The following is a 16,614-nucleotide window of genomic DNA, read 5'->3' as shown; positions in this document are numbered from 1 at the left end:
TGACAGGCGGTTTGGTAAAGACAGTGGGAGGGATGCCCCCGTTATTCTTAATTTAGAACTGGCAGCCCAGCCCCGAAGACCCTATACTTAAACCATGCGTGAACTACTATGGGTTGCCGCCGGTACGGGCTTCATTTTTTTCATGACCTGTCTGGGCTCAGCTATGGTTTTCCTCTTCCGCAAGCAGACCGGCAGGATCCTGCAGACCCTGTTCCTGGGATTCGCGGCGGGCATCATGGTTGCCGCAGCGGTGTTTGGCCTCCTGGTTCCGGCCATTGCGGAGGCGCAAGCCAAAGGCGGGGTAGGGTGGGTTCCTGCCGCCGGCGGCTTCATTATCGGGGTCCTTTTTCTGTTCCTCCTTGACCGCCTGATCCCCCATTTACACCCCGAAACCAACACCCGGGAGGGACCTTCTTCTTCCATGAAGCGGACCACCCTGCTTGTTTCTGCGGTAACCCTGCACAATATCCCCGAAGGGATGGCGGTGGGCCTGTCCTTTGCATTAGCGGCCCAGCATAGCGAGGATCCCTCCATGTATATCTCCGCCATTGCCCTGGCCCTGGGGATTGGTATACAAAACTTTCCCGAAGGCGCAGCGGTGGCCCTCCCTTTAAGGCAGGAAGGGATGAGCAGCGTTAAAGCGTTCTTTGTGGGTTGTCTTTCGGGGGTGGTGGAGCCCATCTTCGGTCTTCTCACGGTATTCATTGCGGCCCTTATCGCACCCTACATGCCCTGGCTCCTGTCCTTTGCCGCGGGGGCCATGTTTTATGTGGTGGTGGAGGAGCTCATCCCCGAGGCTCACCTGGGGGAACATTCCAACGCCGGAACCATGGCCGTTATGGCCGGTTTCCTCTTAATGATGATCCTCGATGTGGCCCTGGGGTAGTTTCCCCGTTACCCGTTGATACCCTTTACCCGTTCCATTTTTCCCCGGTAAAAGGCGGAACTGCCCCCCCGCCGGGTAATTTCGTTCTGCATGATCCGCCGTACCGCTTCGGCAAATTCCCGCACCGAAGTTTTTTCAATTTCCCCCGCTTCGTTCCGCCGGATGTATTGTGAAGGATAAACCGGGTCCAGGGTCACCAATGTTTCCTTGGGCCGCTTTCTGCTCCAAAACGACGGAGCTTTAAAGAGTCCCTCGGACATCACCGTTACCAGGGGGACCACCGGAAGATCCAGTTCCGCAGCGATAAGGAAGGCCCCGGGCTTAAATTCATTGATTTGCTGGTTATAGAGGTAACATTCCCCTTCGGGGTAGAAATGGATAAATTTCTTGTACCGGAAAGCGGTATCGCAGGTCTCCAGGATCTGTTTTAAACCCCGGGCTCCCGGCGCCAGGGGAATACCGCCAAGCAGCCGTGTAAAGGTACCCACCACCGGGGCTTCTACGGTCGCTTCCAGAAGGGTATGCCAGGTACGGTAGGGAAGAATCATACCGGCAACCATGAGGGGGTCCAGGGGGGTGGTATGGTTCGATACCAGGATAGCCCGCTTAAGGCGAAACAATTTCACCCGGTTTTTCCAGGCGGTAGAATAGAGCAGGGAATTAATGAATTGAACCAGCGGCCAAATGATACTAAAAACCAGCGCCGAGGCAATACGAAAGGGAAGGGATGTATTGATTAAAGGTCTGCCCCGTTGATACCGCATGATCTCCCTTCGCAGCCGGGCTGCTAACCAACCAACCGGTCTTTCCAATAAAAACCCTGGCCGGAAACGGTCTTAAACCAGGACCAGATTATCATGTAAAAAAGGTTCAGGAAAATGCAGGGCCAAAGAAATCCATAGTACCAGGGCTGCTGCCGGTCAAGGAAAAGCAGGGTCCAGGTCAGGGTGTAGATAAAATCAATGGTGATAAAGTTCAGCGCCCAATGGCTGCCCCGAACAAGGCTGACAAAAAACATAGGAGCGGGAAGGAAGAGGAAGAGCAGTACCAACACCGCTACTATCGAAACAATGACCGGGTTTTTTCCAAAAAAATCGTAGATATTTTTGCCGATCCCCTCTACCGCCGCGGTGTATCCCGGGTACATCCGGCATTGAATATGGCCTTTTATGTCCAGAAAAAAGGTCTTGTACCCCATTTCTTTGACATACCGGGCCAGGTATACATCCTCGGTGGTCTTGTGTCTCAGGGGCTCATAACCGCCGATTTGGTCAAAAACCTCTTTTTTAATGGCAATAAACTGCCCAACGGCGGTGGAGAAACTTCCCATTTTGGAAAACTTGTTCATCCAGAGGGGAATAATAAAGCCGGTCATAAAGAACAACAGGGAGCCGACTATCGTCTCTCCAAAGGATTTAAAAACCTGTCCGGTAAAACCGGAGATTAAATCCGCCTGGAGGGTAAACATATTGGTCACCGTCCAGGAAACACTGGTAGGGCTGTGGACCGTGTCCGCATCGGTAAACATAAGGATTTCCCCCCGTGCTTCCCGGGCTAACTGCTGCATAGCATAGGGCTTACCGAACCAGCCCTCGGCCAGGGGCATACCCTGATAGATATGTATCCGTGTATCCTCCCGGGCCATCTTCTGTATCAGTTCCAGGGTACGGTCGGTGGAATTATCATCAATTATCAAAATCTCATAATTCCGGTACGTCTGTTCCCGCAGAGAATTGATACAGATTTCTACATTATGTTCCTCATTCCGCATGGGGACCAGGACCGATACCATGGGCCCGTCGATCAATTCCGCGGGCTTGGTATTTTTCCGTATTTCCAGGATATTCGATGTGGCAAGTACGAAAAAATAGAGGGCGAGAACCCCAAGTATGGGAAAATACAATCTGATGGCAAAATCCAATACAGGTTGAAGCATAATTCCTCCTCAAAAATTAAAACTTCATCAGCAAACTACGAATAAGCACTGACGTTAAGGGTCAAATTTATCTCATCTATACATAACACCGGTGAGGTGCAGAATTTTACCGGGCAATTTGGTTTTGCAGGATACATATCAAGGGTTTTTTAATCCATGACAACTTTCTTATGATAAATCAATTTAGTGACATTGATCTAGCCTTCGTTTTTCGAAACTAGCCAATGCGCCCACTTGACTATCCAAAGCCCTTTGTAGTATAAACTACTATTACTCGTATTTTGAAGAAAGGATGACATATCATGTACGCTTTGGTTGAATTTAAGGGAAAACAGTACAAGGCCGAGAAAGGGGCCATATTAAAGGTTGACAAGATCGACGCCGAACCCGGTTCCGCAGTGGATATCGATTCGGTGCTTTTGGTTGCCAATGGAGCTTCAGAAGTGACCGTGGGGGCGCCCTATGTAAAGGGCGTCAAGGTGTCCGCGGTGGTGGAAAGCCATGGAAAGGACCCTAAAATTATCGTTTTTAAGTATATGCCTAAGAAGGATTACCGGCGTAAGCAGGGGCACCGTCAGCAGTATTCTATCATCAAGATTGAGGATATTATCGGGGCCTAGCCCTCGAACCAAGGGTTAGATGATACGTGTCGAGGCGGCTTTGGATAAGGCGGGACTACTGAGGTCCTGCCGGGTCGAAGGCCACGCCGGGGCGGGGCCGAAGGGCGGCGATATCGTATGCGCCGCCGTATCGGTCTTAACCAGGACGGCCTTGCAGGTCCTTTCCCAGCGGGAGGGGATCACGGTTCGGGGGGAAGCCCCTGAACGGGGAATTGTCAGAATAGAGATCGATTATACCGGCCAAGGGAGGGAGTTCCTTTCCGCAGCCGGCGCCTTCCTGTTGGAAGGGTTAAAATCGGTCGCCGGGGAATACCCGGATTATTGTACCATGCATATATCAACGGAGGAATGAAATGGCTCGGAAAAGGGGCGGCAGCGGCGCTAAAAACGGAAGAGATTCGAATCCCCAATACCTTGGGGTTAAGGCATCCGATGGGAAGCCGGTAAAGGCGGGAACCATTATCGTACGGCAGCGGGGAACCAGGGTTCATCCCGGCGCAAATGTGGGCTGCGGAGGGGATTTTACCCTCTTTGCCCTGGCCGATGGGACCGTGACATTTACTACCCGCCGGGGCCGGAAACTAGCCGGGGTAGTACCTGCGGTAGTGGAATAGCAGCCGGTAACCCTCTTCTGAGATTTTCTCAGACGGTTCCCGGATTGTCGGAAATGCGGATTGGAGCTTCGATGACAATGATGAACGCGCGGCGTGCCGGGGGGTACGCCGTTTTTATTTATGATTGATAAATTTGCCGATGAGGCGTTGATCGAGGTTTCCTCCGGCTCGGGAGGTAACGGCTGCGTAGCCTTCCGGCGGGAAAAGTACGTCCCCCTGGGCGGGCCCTCCGGTGGCGATGGCGGCCGGGGCGGGGCGGTGGTCTTTGAGGTCCGCCGTAACCTGCGCACCCTGGTCCATCTGCGCTACAAGCAGAGTTTCAAGGCCGAAAACGGCCGGGACGGAGAGGGCTCCCAGCGTTATGGCCGCAACGGGGAAGATACGGTGATACCCGTACCCCCGGGAACGGTACTCAAGGACGCGGAGACCGGGGAGATTATCCGGGATTTTGGCCGCCAGGAAGGGTCCTTCCTGTTCCTCAAGGGGGGCAACGGCGGCTGGGGAAACATCCACTTCAAGTCTTCGGTAACCCAGGCGCCCCGGAGAGCCCTGCCGGGAAAGCCCGGCGAAAAGCGGCGGCTCCGGGTGGAGATACAGGTTCTGGCGGATATCGGCCTGGTGGGCTTCCCCAACGCGGGGAAATCATCCCTCCTGGATCGGTTCACCAATGCCCGGCCTAAAATTGCCCCCTACCCATTTACCACGAAGATACCAAACCTGGGGGTGCTTACCCTGGGAGACCGGGACATCATCCTGGCGGACATACCGGGACTCATCGAAGGAGCCTCGGAAGGGGTCGGCCTGGGAATACGGTTCCTCAAGCATATTGCCCGTACCGCCGCCCTGGTTTTTCTTATCGACCTGTCCCAGGATAATTACCTCACCGCCTTTGATATTCTTTACAAAGAACTGGATGCCTTTTCGCCGGAACTGGTCAAGAAGCCGCGGCTCCTGGTTGGAACTAAGACCGATCTGGGAAATGGCGGGGATATTTCTACGGCGGAACGGCTGGGGGAACTAAGGGCCCGGTATCCCGAAGAGACGGTGCTGGGGATTTCGGTGTTTTCCGGGGAAGGGCTGGAGGAACTGGCCGCCAGCCTGGGACGATTGGCCGCCGCCGGGGAAAAGGAAAATTGAAATTCGCGATTCTGGGGGGCAGCTTTAACCCCATCCACATGGGCCATCTTTTTCTGGCGGATGCGGCCCTTTCCTCCCTGGGGTATGATAGGGTCATTCTGGTACCCGCCTATACTTCCCCTTTTAAGCTCGATGCCCAGGGCGCCTCCGCTAAGGATAGGTTGGATATGCTTATCGCCTCCATACCTGCGGATTCACGGCTTACTATTGAAGACGGTGAAATCCGGCGGGAAGGGGTTTCCTACACCATCGATACTATTAAGGATATCCTGGAACGATACCGGCCCGAGGGAAAGCCGGGACTTATCCTGGGGGACGATCTGGCCCGGGATTTCCACAAATGGCGGAGCGCCGCCGAGATCGTATCCCTCACGGATATCATCATTGCCCACCGGCTTTCTGCGGAGGATCTGCCCTTTCCTTTTCCCCATAAACGGCTGGGAAATGAAATTATGGAGCTTTCTTCGGGGAAGGTCCGGGATCGTATCCGGAACGGAGAAGCCTGGAGCTATCTGGTCCCCCAGGGGGCGCGGCTCATTATTGAAGACCGGCTGTTATACGGCCTGGGCGAACCGGTAAAGAGCCGGGACGGCATCTCCCTGGAGCTTATTGCGGGTATAGAAAATGCGGTACATACCATGATAAGCCCCTCCCGGTTCCTCCATTCCCGGAATGTTGCCCTCCTTGCAGAGGATCTTTGTCGGCGCTTCGGCATAGATCCCCCCTCGGGTTATCTCGCCGGAATCGCCCACGATATGTGCAAGTCCTTTTCGGAGGAAGAATTGATTCGCCTGACTAAGCAGGACGGCCAATCGGTATCCAAGCTGGAGAAAAAAAAGCCCTCCCTGCTCCATGCCCGCTCTGCGGCGGTATTGCTTAGGGAACGCTTCGGCATACATAATAAGGATATCCTTGAGGCAGTACGGCTCCATACCATGGCGGACACCGAAATGGGCCCCCTGGCAAGGGCGGTGTTTATTGCCGATAAAATTGAGGTTTCCCGGGAACATGTAAGTCCCGGCCTTCGGGACTTCCGGAGTTTTGCCAGCCTGGATGCTCTGTTTGCTGCGGTTCTGGATGAAACCGTGGCGTATCTTCGCTCCCGGGAACTTAGCCTTTCCAAGGGAACTCTACGCCTATTAGAAGTCATTAAAGGAGAGGCTTTTGAGAAAAACAAAGGCTGACGCCAGTGCTTTTCTTTTGGTATTGATCCTTCTGCTCCTTGGGGGAGGGATTTCCTTCATCATCCTGGCCATGCGATTCGACCCGATTGAGGAAGCCCTTTCGGGGGACCGGGTAATTTCGACTCTTTTTATTATTGAGGGGAACAAAAAACCCCTGAGTTCCTATGTTCTATTCTATTATCCGGCAACCCGGCGGGCGGCTGTCTTTGATATACCCGGTGAAGTGGGACTGATTATCCCGCGGATCAATCGGGTGGACCGGATTGATACCATGTACGAGCCCCAAAGGATAAGCTTATTCGAAGGGGAAGTAGAAAAATTTTTAGGGATCGAGATAAATTTTTCTGTCGTGATAGAGCTGGAGAGCCTGGGTAAGGTGGTGGATTTAATTGAAGGGGTGGAACTGTTTATCCCTGCACCGGTGGGAATATACGAAAAGGGAAATACGGTCCTCTTCCCCTCCGGTGTAACCCGGCTGGATGGGGACAAATCCCGAAGTTACCTCACCTATGAGCTTCCCGAGGAGGATCGGGAACTGGCCCACTTCCGCCGGCAGCGTTTTTTCATTGGGTTTATTAAACGGCTGGGGGAAAAGGCCGAATACCTCAAGAAAACAACCGTGGCCCAGATATACCGGCCCCTGCTAAAAACGCCCATGGATCCCCGGACCCGGATCCGGCTTTTTGACGAGCTGGCCAAGATTGATATGGATCGGGTAAACATTCAGTCCGTGGGGGGTATTACCCGGGAGGTTTCGGGGCAGGTACTCCTCCTTCCCCTCTATGACGGCAGCCTTATCAAGGAAATTGTCCGCCAGTCCCTTGCGGCTCTGACGAGGCAGGGTGAGGGGACGCTTTCCGAGCGGGTCTTTACCGTGGAGATCCTGAACGGAACCGCCACGGCGGGACTTGCGGGAAGGACTGCGGATCTACTCCGGGGTTTTGGGTATGATGTTATTACCATCGGGAATGCGGACCGTACTGACTACGAAATTACGGAAATAGTGGATCGGTCCGGTTACGAGGACATGGTCAGGACCTTTGCGGATATCATCCGGTGCCGGAATATCCGGCGTGATTCACTGATGCCGGAAAATATTGAACTGGGGATAGAGATAAATATCCAGAATCTGGAGTATCGTTCGGATTTTACCCTCATTATTGGAAAGGATTTCAATGGAAGATACGTTTCGGGCGGATGATAAAAGCGCCGCCCTTGAATTGGCTGCCCTTCTTAAGGAGCACCGTGGGGAAAATGTTATTGTGATGGATCTGCGGGAGATCAACTACTGGACCGATTTTTTTGTGGTAGCCACCGTATCCAGCAATACCCATTTACAGGGTTTGCAGCGGCATATCAAGGATTATGCCCGTGAAAAGGGCATAGAAATACTCCGGCGGCATCGAAAAACCAGCGCCGATGACGAATGGAATCTCACGGATCTGGGAAACATCGTGATTCACCTTATGTCGGCGAAATCCCGTTCATTTTATGAACTGGAGCGGCTTTGGAGCGCTGCGGTGATAATAAGCCCCTAGCCCCAGCTATTCGTCAAAGTCGTCATCGAAATCCATGTCTTCTTCATAGTCGTCAAAATCATCATCGTCGTCATCGTCGTCATCAAAATCGTCGTCGTCATCGTCGAAATCGTCATCGAAGTCATCTTCAAAATCGTCTTCCATGTCATCAAAATCGTCTTCTTCCTCCAGATCGTCGTCGTCATCGTCATCCAGGGCAAGGAAGGAGGGAAACCTGTCATTGTACGTACTGCTTAGAACCATAGCATTCTCCGTTAGAATATGTGGATTCCCTTGAAACATAAGGGGAAGGTTCAGTATCTGTCAACTGGTTTTTGTTATGTATTGTATTTTTTTTTTGTATCCCCCGAAAAATACCATTATTTGATAGAAAATTGCCCCATAGACTCTTGACATGATCAACTCCCTGTAATACACCTTGTATTACAGGAGAAGAATGTCATGACCAGCGCCAGGTTACCTGAAGAACTAGAGCAGCGTCTCGATATCGCCGTCAAGGCAAAACATGTTACCAAGACCGAATTCGTACGGGAGGCGGTGGCTGTCTATCTAGCCCGGGAAGAGGCCGAAAAAAGCTCCTGGGAGCTTGGGGAATCCTATTTTGGAAGATACGGCAGCGGAGACGGCGGTCTGTCCGCAAACTATAAAACCCATATAAAGGAAAAGCTCCATGCTAAACACCATCCTCATTGACGCGGGCCCCCTGATAGCCCTCTTTGACAAGGATGATACCTACCACGAACCGGTAATAAACTTCCTTCGCGGCAAAAATTACCGGTTTATCAGTACCTTGGCGGTACTTACCGAAGTTTGTTATATGCTTGATTTCAGTATCAAGGCCCAGATGGACTTCTTTGAATGGGTAAACCGCCATGGCCTTATCCTCCACGAAATCCCCCAGGAAGACCTTTTACAAGTATCATCGCTAATCAATCAATACCATGATCTACCAATGGATTTTGCCGATGCAACCCTGGTGATAGCCGCAGAAAAGCGGGGCATCAGGTCCATCATCAGCATCGACTCTGATTTTGACATCTACCGCCTGCCCGGGAAGCGGATGATCAAAAACGTATTTACCCAAGAATAACCACGGACGATAATGTAAAATAGTATACTTGACTTTTTTCAATCCGCTTATTATGCTATTAAAACTTATGGGGGTGTAGTGAAGCTGGTTTATCACGCTGGCCTGTCAAGCCGGAGATCGCGGGTTCAAGCCCCGTCGCTCCCGTCGGACCAAACGGTCCGCTAGCCCGTCCTATGGGACGGGTTTTTTTTCGGGTAATAGCGCAGCTGGTAGCGCGCTTGGTTCGGGACCAAGAGGTCCCCGGTTCAAATCCGGGTTGCCCGACAAAATAAATTCTTATCCACAAAAGGCCGGATTTGAACCGGGGACTTGGGCCGTTCGAAAGGCGAGAGCCTTTTGAATGGTCGCGAAGCTGGAAACCGTCGGCGTCAGCCGCAAATCCGTGCCTTCCCCTAAATCAACTTATTCCAATTTGAAGGCGCAATCCCGGTCTTATTCTTAAAAAGCCGGGAAAAATAGTACTGATCCTCAAACCCCAGACTATAGGCCACCTCTTTTACCGACACATCCTTCTGCTCAAGCAAGCTTTCGGCCTTAAGTATCTTTATATGGATAAAATACTGATAGGGCGTCATGGACGTATAGGTTTTGAATATTTCATTCAGCTTAGAGGTGCTTACCCCAATCTGCTCGGAGATATCCGATAGGTTGACGGCGCTAAAAATATTCGTTTCCATAAGATATTTCGTCTTTTCCACTATCTTTTGGTACGAATTTGGCTGATCCTTCCGCCGTTCCCGGGTCAGGATCTCCGCAAGCAGGGAAATAATCCCCGAACAGGCCTTTAACTGAAAGAGGGGTCGCTGGTTTTTGACCTCATCAATGATCTGGTTAAAGGTGGATATCATAAAATCATAGAGACCGACTTCAAAAAAGATCCGTTCCTTGGACAGAACGCCCTTCTCCATCAATTTGATAAAATATTCTCCCTGGAAACCAGCCCAATATTCATGCCACCCGGTCTCAAACACCGGTTTGTACCGATGTTTCATCCCCGGAAGGAGGATAAAAGCAGAACCAGGCCTAAGGGTATAGGAGGTCTCCCCAACCTCAAGGATGCCCTGCCCGGCGGTGATGTATATTAGCTGAAATGTGGGTAACACACGGCCTTCCGCGACCGACCGGAATAGGGCGGGATGGTCGTTTTTATAGGGGGGATACACGGTATTCGGGGGCGCCTCCATGCTGCCCACATTGGTGCATACCATCCCCAGTTTCTCGTCTTCTTCGCTGTAGGGGAGGTAGTGCCAAAAGGGCCCCCGGGCATTGCCGGATTTTGATTTCACTATTCTATAATACTGGAAAAGATGGTTTTTTTCCATCCTCACAGGAGAAATATCCATTTACGCCATGAAAAATCCGGGAGAAACTAAAGATTAACGCTCATTAAGGAAGGAAGCTATGGAACGATTTGCGTGGAAGGCTAAACTACTCCCGGGGGCTAAGGCGGAATATATTCGTCGGCACGATGAGATTTGGCCGGAAATGACCGAACTCCTAAACAATGCGGGGATCCACAATTACACCATCTGGTGTGTGGGGGACGAGCTTTTCGGCTATTATGAGGCCGAAAAGGGGGTTGATTTTGCCGCAAAAGCGCAGGCAGGGAGTCCCGTGGTTGATCGCTGGAATGAGCATATGAAGGACGTGATGCGCATGGAAATTGATCCCCAAACCGGAACCGCATACCAGTTGGAACAGGTTTTCTTTCACCGGTAATTTTTTCAAACTTTAATTAAGAGGTAGGAATGAGCCAGATAGCCCTGGGTTTATCGTCGATTGTAAAGACCTTTCCCGGAATCGTTGCCCTGGATGACATGAATTTTGAGCTCCGTGTCGGGGAAATTCATGCGATCTGCGGGGAGAACGGCGCGGGGAAATCCACCCTGATGAAGGTGGTCTCCGGGGTTCACGCGCCGGACCGAGGAACTATCTCCCTGTTCGACAGGGAAGAAAAGATTACCAGCCCCCTGGACGCCTTTTCCAAGGGCATCGCCATTATTCACCAGGAAACCAGCCTGTTTGAGGAAATGACCGTCCTGGACAACCTCTTTCTGGGCCGGGAGATCATTAAAAAGGCGGGGCCCTTTACGGTGCTGGACTATAAGGCCATGGCGGAAAAGATGGGGAACATCCTCAAGGGTCTGCATATTTCCATTCCGGTGGATGAAAAAATCAAAAACCTCGGGATGGCCCAAAAACAGATGGTGGAGATTGCCAAGGCGCTGACCTTTGAATCCCGGATTTTGATTCTGGATGAACCTACCGCCTCCCTGACCCAGGAAGAAGTGGATGCCCTCTTTACCATTATCCGGGGCTTGCGGGACCAGGGGGTCAGCGTGGTGTACATAAGCCACCGGCTGGAAGAAATTTTTACCCTCTGCGACCGGGTCACGGTGATACGGGACGGGCATTATATTTCTACCCGGAAGGTTTCGGAAACCAATAAGGACGAACTGGTGGCCGATATGGTAGGCCGCAGCATGGACAGCTACTACCCCAAGGCGGAGGTGGAAATTGGGGGGGAGCTCTTTTCCGTAAAAGGTCTTGGGGCACAGGAACTGCTCCACGATATCAACTTTACTATCCGAAAGGGAGAAATACTGGGCTTTGCGGGTCTGGCGGGTTCCGGAAGAACGGAGCTGGCCCTGACCCTCAGCGGCTTTACCCCCCCGGTACGCGGAGAAATTACCCTGGAAGGCCGGCCGGTGCGTTTTAAGAATTATCGCCAGGCTATGGAACAGGGCCTGGTGTACGTATCCGAAGATCGGGGCAAGTACGGTATAATTGTTAACATGAGCGTTAAGAACAATATTGTCATGCCCCAGCTGGAACGGATAGCCCGTTGGGGAGTAATAAACCACGAGCAGGAATATACGGTGGCAGAAAAGATGCGGGAAAGCATGGGCATTAAAGCCCCGGACACGGACTTTCTGGTGATGAACCTTTCCGGAGGCAACCAGCAGAAGGTGTCGGTCAGTAAAGCTTTGGCGCTAAGCCCTAAACTGCTTATCCTGGACGAGCCGACCCGGGGGGTCGATGTGGGCGCCAAGGCGGAAATTCACCGTATCATCAGCAAGATGGCCGTTTCGGGCTTAACAATTCTGATGATCTCCAGCGAACTGCCGGAGCTCATCGGTATGTGCGACCGTATTTATGTGATGAAGGACGGAACCATTGCGGGATGTTTTAACCGGGACCAGTTTTCCCAGGAAGAAATACTGCGCATCGCCCTGGCTTCCGAAGGAAAAAAAGAGGCAGCCCTATGAAGCAAAAGATTCATTTTTCCGCCGAAGCCTATCTGGGCTTGTTTCTTTTGGGGATACTGGTGCTGTTGGCAATTTTTACCCCCGGATTTTTCGCTACCAACAATGTGATGAGTATGCTCAACCGGTTCAGTTATATTCTCATTGCCGCCATCGGCATGAACCTCATCATTCTAACTTCCAATATTGATGTTTCCGCAGGGAATCTGATATCCGTGGTCTGTCTTACCATTGCTGCCCTGGGGAAATTGAACGCGGGGCTCCCCATCCTGCTGCCCGTGGCCATGGTCATGGGGGCTTTACTCAGTTTGATAAACGCCCTGTTCATCACCAAGTTCCGTATCCCCGCCATAGTGGCGACCCTGGCGACGGCACAGCTTTTTTCCGGCGTGCTGCCCCTGATCGTGGAGGGTTCCCTCTACGATCTGCCCCGCAGCTTTACCTGGCTGGCCTTTGAAGCCAAATTCCTCGGGGTAATACCGGGGAGCGTGCTTATCATGATCGTGATTACCATCATAGCATTGCTGTTTATGAAGTACTCCCGGTTCTCCAAAAAAATCTACGCCATTGGTAATAATGCCGAGGCTGCCCGGTTGACGGGAATCAATGTTAATAAGGTTGTGTTAGTCGCCTATGCCATAGCCGGAGCGCTCTTCGGGGTGTCCGCCACCATTATTGCCACCGCCAGCCAGCGGGTAACCACCACCATGGGCACCGGGCTGGAGATGACCTTTATTGCGGCGGTTGTCCTGGGGGGTACCAGCGTTGCCGGGGGCAGCGGCAAGGTACTGGGAACCGTGTTCGGCGCAGCGGTGCTGTCGGTCATAGCTCCGGCGGTGAACTACCTGGGGATCAGTTCCGATTGGTCCGATGCGATCATGGGCGCCATCATCATCTTTGCGGTTATCGTAAGCGCCCTGCGCCTGGAAGGGCGGAAACAGGCGGCGCCCGCAGCAACAGGGGGGGCTTCCCTATGAAGCAGAAAAAACTCAAGTTTACCTTTACCTGGGCGCTCATAATACTTCTGTTGGCGCTCTTTGTGGGTATTGCCTGCATCAACAATGTTTTTCTTTCCTTCGACTATCTTGTGGGGGTTATGCTCCGCAATATTGTTGAAATCGGTATGATGGCCCTGGCGGTTACCCTTATTGTTATTACCGGGGGGATCGATCTTTCCGTGGGGTCCATCATGGTCCTATCCGCCATGATAGGCGGCATTGCGGCGGCCAAGGGCGGAAATGTCCTGGGGGTTTCCGCGGCGCTGCTCACCGGGATTGCCTGTGGGTTCTTTAACGGCTTTTTAATTGCCCGGATAAAAATTTCACCCCTGGTGACCACCCTGGCCACCATGTATTTGTACATGGGACTTGCCCGGAGCTTCTCCCACGGGGACAGCGTCTATTCCTACCCCGCAAGCCAGTGGCTGGGTACCACCGATGTGGGCGGCTGGGTTCCGGTGCAGATATTCTTCTATCTAATACTGGCGCTGGTGTTTTGGTTCATCCTGGCAAAGACCACCCTGGGCCGCAAACTTATCGGCATCGGGCTTAACGAAAACGCCACCATGTTCAGCGGCGTAAACACCCGCCGGGTAAAGATGATCATCTACGTTGTAAGCGGCCTGATCTGCGCCTTTGCGGGGCTTATCTGGCTGGGCAGGTTTACCAGCATCAAATACGATGCCGGTACCAGCCTGGGTTTAAAGGTTGTTACCATAATTGTGCTGGGGGGTACCAGTATTATGGGCGGTATCGGGGATATGAAGGGCACCATCCTGGCGACCCTTATCATCGCGGTTCTTAACAGCGGCCTTACGGTGCTTAATATTCCTATCGCCGCCCAGACCATTGTGCACGGTCTTATTTTGGTAATAAGTCTGGTAAGTTACTTCATCCTGAATAACAGGGTGACCAGGAGCCGCATTGTGAAAATAAAGCCCCAGACCGGGGCAGTATAAACAGGTATTTTTGGCGGCGCTGTGCCGCTGATTATAAAACTAGTTCAGGAGGAAGATTATGAAGAAAGGTTTGGGAGCAGTATTGGTACTGTTCGTAGTGTGTTCGGCCATAGTGTTTGCAGGCGGCGGCAGTGATTCGTCATCGGGAACGCTCAAGATCGCCATGATGCCGAAGTTCAAGGGCGAAAACTATTTTGACGCCGTTAAGATCGGCGCCCAGGAAGCGGTTGACGAACTTAACAAAAGCGAGAAGGTAGTAGATTTCCTGTACGACGGTCCGTCCCAGGATCAGGCCACCAATCAAAAACAGGTGGATATCCTTGAAGGATGGATTGCCCAGAAGGTCAATGTTATCCTCGTTTCCCCCAACGATCCCACCGCCATTGCGCCGACATTGAAGAAGGCCCAGTCCCGGGGTATTAAGGTGCTTACCTTTGACGCCGATGCACAGGCGGACGCCCGGGATCTGTTTATTAACCAGGCCGTCTCATCGGGCATTGCCCTGGGTCTTGTCAAAAGCGCCGCGGATAACCTGAAGCTTAAGGGCTATGGCCCCAGTGCTCCGGTGAATGTGGCCCTTGTTTCTTCTGCAAAGACCGACGCCAACCAGCAGGAATGGCTTGCGGAGATCAAGAAGCTTCTGGCCACCAGTGATTACAATTGGTTGAAAATCAAGAATGAGGACTCCGATGTGTACTACCCCGGCCCGGACGAGACCGCCACCCAGGCCCAGAGCGGTACCCTGATTGGCCGGCTTGGTCCCGGCGCGGATCAGATCCAGGTAGCCATTGGACTGACCTCCATGGCGGCCCCGGCCCTGGGTTCCCAGTATGAAGCGGCGTCGGTAAAACCGGATGTTACCAAAACGGTTATCACCGGCTTGGCCACGCCGAACGCGCTCAAGTCCTATATCAAAAGCTCCTCCAATCCCCTGGATGCGGGAGTTCTGTGGAGCTGCATGGACTTAGGCTACCTTGCCATACAGAGCGGCTATCAGCTGGCGAAGGGAACCATCACCGGTTCCTCAGCATCCCTGACCGCCGGACGCATTGGCCAGCGGGACATATCAAACAAGACCATAATCCTCGGTCCTGCGTTGATATTCGACAAGAACAATGTGGATCAGTATAACTATTAATTATTCTGCGTAACAGAAGGGCCTGTCCGTATTTCGGGCAGGCCCTTCCCCTCGCTGCCCCAGGAGGATAGCCCGATGAATTCCAAAGAAAGAGTTTTTTCCGCATTCAAAAGAGGAGGCCGGGGTTCCCCTCCGGACCGTGTTCCCTTTCAATTTGATCTGTGCAGAAGCCTGACGGATCACTTTGGTAAAAAACTCGGCATAAGCCCAAGCTATACTCCGTCTTACTACGAAGATTTGAGTTATCGTATTTCTGCGAACGAAATCCGCACAAAAATGGGCAGCGATTGTGTGGTGGTGGGCGGGCAGGTTGCAAAGGGCTTTACCCCGAAACCGGTCAGGGATGATATTACGGCCAATGAATTCGGTATGCACATGAAGCCCACGCCCCTGTATGTGGAGGTGGTAAAGTGTCCCCTGGAGGAAGCGGAAACCACGGCGGATGTGGAGGCCTACCCGTTCCCGGACCCCCATGCGCCGGGCCGAATGGAGGACGCCAAACGGGATATTGAAAAGTTCGGGAAGGATTATTTTATTATCGGGGATTGTGAGCTTTCCCTCTTTGAGCTTGCCTGGCATTTAACCGGGCTTGAGAAGTACCTTATCGGCATGGCTTCTGAAGATGAATGGATAGAAACGCTGAATGACAAGGTTGAATATTTTACCACCGGCATTGCGGAACAACTTGCCCGCGCCGGGGTGGACGCGATCTGGTTTGGGGAAGATCTGGGCAGCCAGATTTCAACCCTGATTTCTCCGGATATGTGGCGGAACGTTTTCAGGCCGCGCCACGAGCGGATCATCAAAAGGGTACGGGCCATCAATCCTGATATCCTGCTTATTATGCACAGCGACGGCGCCGTCGCCCCCTTGCTTGACGATTTTATCGAAATGGGCATTGATATTTACAACCCCGTTCAGCCCAATGTTCCCGGATCGGACCCCCAGGAACTGAAGAACAAATACGGCGGGCATATCAGCTTTTTCGGCGGCATAGACCAGCAGCGGCTGCTGCCCGAGGGGGATCTCAAGAAGATCGAAGCGGATATGCGGAACCGCGCCGCGATTCTGGGTAAAAACGGCGGCTACCTCATGGCCCCGGCCCATATCATTCAGGCGGACGTGGCCCCGGAAACCGTGGAAGGTATGCTCCGTATTGCCGCCGCTCTCTGAGTGGTCCAATTCCGGTTCTTTTTGTAAGCTAGTATACATTCATCCCCCTTTCAGGTATAAATTCCTAAGCAAGTG

General features: G+C 52.5%; 20 protein-coding genes and 2 tRNA genes. 18 read left to right on the top strand and 4 right to left on the bottom strand.

The genetic code is table 11. The features are described 5' to 3' along the window. The first annotated feature begins 94 nt into the window (after positions 1-94). On the top strand, positions 95-886 hold the full coding sequence (locus TPRIMZ1_RS0111550) for a ZIP family metal transporter (protein WP_010259596.1): 792 nt from the start codon (positions 95-97) through the stop codon (positions 884-886). A gap of 8 nt (positions 887-894) precedes the next feature. Here the strand turns inward: TPRIMZ1_RS0111550 and TPRIMZ1_RS0111545 are convergent, their stop codons facing one another. Continuing rightward, positions 895-1,650, bottom strand: a complete 756-nt coding sequence (locus tag TPRIMZ1_RS0111545) for a lysophospholipid acyltransferase family protein (RefSeq protein WP_010259593.1) — start codon at positions 1,648-1,650, stop codon at positions 895-897. Between the two features lie 23 nt (positions 1,651-1,673). Continuing rightward, entirely contained in the window at positions 1,674-2,822 is a 1,149-nt protein-coding gene (locus TPRIMZ1_RS0111540; protein ID WP_010259591.1) for a glycosyltransferase, read from the bottom strand. A 302-nt stretch (positions 2,823-3,124) separates the two neighbouring features. Between TPRIMZ1_RS0111540 and rplU the strand changes: the two genes are divergently transcribed. From rplU to rsfS, 7 genes are all read left to right on the top strand, one after another. Further along, on the top strand, positions 3,125-3,442 hold the full coding sequence (gene rplU / locus TPRIMZ1_RS0111535; RefSeq protein WP_010259589.1) for a 50S ribosomal protein L21: 318 nt from the start codon (positions 3,125-3,127) through the stop codon (positions 3,440-3,442). A gap of 19 nt (positions 3,443-3,461) precedes the next feature. Beyond that, positions 3,462-3,794 (top strand): ribosomal-processing cysteine protease Prp, encoded by a 333-nt coding sequence (locus TPRIMZ1_RS0111530; protein ID WP_010259586.1) that lies wholly within the window; start codon positions 3,462-3,464, stop codon positions 3,792-3,794. Position 3,795: 1 nt separating this feature from the next. Then, positions 3,796-4,056 (top strand): 50S ribosomal protein L27, encoded by a 261-nt coding sequence (gene rpmA, locus TPRIMZ1_RS0111525; RefSeq protein ID WP_010259583.1) that lies wholly within the window; start codon positions 3,796-3,798, stop codon positions 4,054-4,056. A gap of 123 nt (positions 4,057-4,179) precedes the next feature. Further along, positions 4,180-5,193 carry a GTPase ObgE gene (gene obgE / locus TPRIMZ1_RS0111520; protein ID WP_026043680.1) on the top strand — a complete coding sequence of 338 codons (1,014 nt, stop codon included), beginning with the start codon at positions 4,180-4,182 and terminating at the stop codon, positions 5,191-5,193. Then, positions 5,190-6,377, top strand: coding sequence for a nicotinate (nicotinamide) nucleotide adenylyltransferase (nadD, locus tag TPRIMZ1_RS0111515; protein ID WP_010259577.1), 1,188 nt, complete (start codon positions 5,190-5,192; stop codon positions 6,375-6,377). Before obgE ends, nadD begins: the two co-directional genes overlap by 4 nt. Continuing rightward, positions 6,358-7,578 carry an LCP family protein gene (locus TPRIMZ1_RS0111510; protein ID WP_010259575.1) on the top strand — a complete coding sequence of 407 codons (1,221 nt, stop codon included), beginning with the start codon at positions 6,358-6,360 and terminating at the stop codon, positions 7,576-7,578. Before nadD ends, TPRIMZ1_RS0111510 begins: the two co-directional genes overlap by 20 nt. Next, positions 7,553-7,915 (top strand): ribosome silencing factor, encoded by a 363-nt coding sequence (gene rsfS, locus TPRIMZ1_RS0111505; protein WP_010259573.1) that lies wholly within the window; start codon positions 7,553-7,555, stop codon positions 7,913-7,915. The genes TPRIMZ1_RS0111510 and rsfS overlap by 26 nt, the downstream gene beginning before the upstream one ends. 6 nt (positions 7,916-7,921) lie before the next feature. Here rsfS and TPRIMZ1_RS20715 read toward each other — a convergent pair whose 3' ends face one another. Further along, the gene (locus TPRIMZ1_RS20715; RefSeq protein WP_010259571.1) at positions 7,922-8,158 is read right to left on the bottom strand and encodes a hypothetical protein; all 237 of its coding nucleotides are present in this window, start codon (positions 8,156-8,158) and stop codon (positions 7,922-7,924) included. Positions 8,159-8,356: 198 nt separating this feature from the next. Between TPRIMZ1_RS20715 and TPRIMZ1_RS0111495 the strand changes: the two genes are divergently transcribed. The 4 genes from TPRIMZ1_RS0111495 (at position 8,357) to TPRIMZ1_RS0111480 (ending at position 9,269) form a co-directional block, all read left to right on the top strand. Further along, positions 8,357-8,608, top strand: a complete 252-nt coding sequence (locus tag TPRIMZ1_RS0111495; protein ID WP_010259569.1) for a ribbon-helix-helix protein, CopG family — start codon at positions 8,357-8,359, stop codon at positions 8,606-8,608. Then, positions 8,586-9,005 (top strand): type II toxin-antitoxin system VapC family toxin, encoded by a 420-nt coding sequence (locus TPRIMZ1_RS0111490; protein ID WP_010259567.1) that lies wholly within the window; start codon positions 8,586-8,588, stop codon positions 9,003-9,005. Before TPRIMZ1_RS0111495 ends, TPRIMZ1_RS0111490 begins: the two co-directional genes overlap by 23 nt. A gap of 69 nt (positions 9,006-9,074) precedes the next feature. After that, a tRNA-Asp gene (locus tag TPRIMZ1_RS0111485) sits at positions 9,075-9,149 on the top strand. Positions 9,150-9,196: 47 nt separating this feature from the next. Continuing rightward, a tRNA-Pro gene (locus TPRIMZ1_RS0111480) sits at positions 9,197-9,269 on the top strand. Positions 9,270-9,397: 128 nt separating this feature from the next. Here the strand turns inward: TPRIMZ1_RS0111480 and TPRIMZ1_RS0111475 are convergent. Beyond that, complete coding sequence (locus TPRIMZ1_RS0111475) at positions 9,398-10,291, bottom strand: helix-turn-helix domain-containing protein (RefSeq protein WP_100217078.1); 894 nt, start codon at positions 10,289-10,291, stop codon at positions 9,398-9,400. Positions 10,292-10,406: 115 nt separating this feature from the next. Between TPRIMZ1_RS0111475 and TPRIMZ1_RS0111470 the strand changes: the two genes are divergently transcribed. The 6 genes from TPRIMZ1_RS0111470 (at position 10,407) to TPRIMZ1_RS0111445 (ending at position 16,539) form a co-directional block, all read left to right on the top strand. Beyond that, positions 10,407-10,724 carry an L-rhamnose mutarotase gene (locus TPRIMZ1_RS0111470; RefSeq protein ID WP_010259563.1) on the top strand — a complete coding sequence of 106 codons (318 nt, stop codon included), beginning with the start codon at positions 10,407-10,409 and terminating at the stop codon, positions 10,722-10,724. A 29-nt stretch (positions 10,725-10,753) separates the two neighbouring features. Continuing rightward, positions 10,754-12,274, top strand: coding sequence for a sugar ABC transporter ATP-binding protein (locus TPRIMZ1_RS0111465; RefSeq protein WP_010259560.1), 1,521 nt, complete (start codon positions 10,754-10,756; stop codon positions 12,272-12,274). Beyond that, a complete protein-coding gene (locus TPRIMZ1_RS0111460) occupies positions 12,271-13,248 on the top strand; it encodes an ABC transporter permease (RefSeq protein WP_010259558.1) in 978 nt (325 codons plus the stop codon). Before TPRIMZ1_RS0111465 ends, TPRIMZ1_RS0111460 begins: the two co-directional genes overlap by 4 nt. Then, positions 13,245-14,228, top strand: a complete 984-nt coding sequence (locus tag TPRIMZ1_RS0111455) for an ABC transporter permease (RefSeq protein WP_010259556.1) — start codon at positions 13,245-13,247, stop codon at positions 14,226-14,228. Before TPRIMZ1_RS0111460 ends, TPRIMZ1_RS0111455 begins: the two co-directional genes overlap by 4 nt. A gap of 58 nt (positions 14,229-14,286) precedes the next feature. Further along, positions 14,287-15,366 (top strand): autoinducer 2 ABC transporter substrate-binding protein, encoded by a 1,080-nt coding sequence (locus tag TPRIMZ1_RS0111450; RefSeq protein WP_010259554.1) that lies wholly within the window; start codon positions 14,287-14,289, stop codon positions 15,364-15,366. A gap of 75 nt (positions 15,367-15,441) precedes the next feature. Next, positions 15,442-16,539, top strand: coding sequence for a uroporphyrinogen decarboxylase family protein (locus TPRIMZ1_RS0111445; RefSeq protein WP_010259552.1), 1,098 nt, complete (start codon positions 15,442-15,444; stop codon positions 16,537-16,539). Positions 16,540-16,614 lie beyond the last annotated feature (75 nt).

Source organism: Treponema primitia ZAS-1 (assembly GCF_000297095.1).
Classification (GTDB): Bacteria; Spirochaetota; Spirochaetia; order Treponematales; family Breznakiellaceae; genus Termitinema; species Termitinema primitia_A.
Note: the sequence above shows the minus strand (reverse complement) of the source record. Positions and strands in the feature narration are given on the sequence as shown.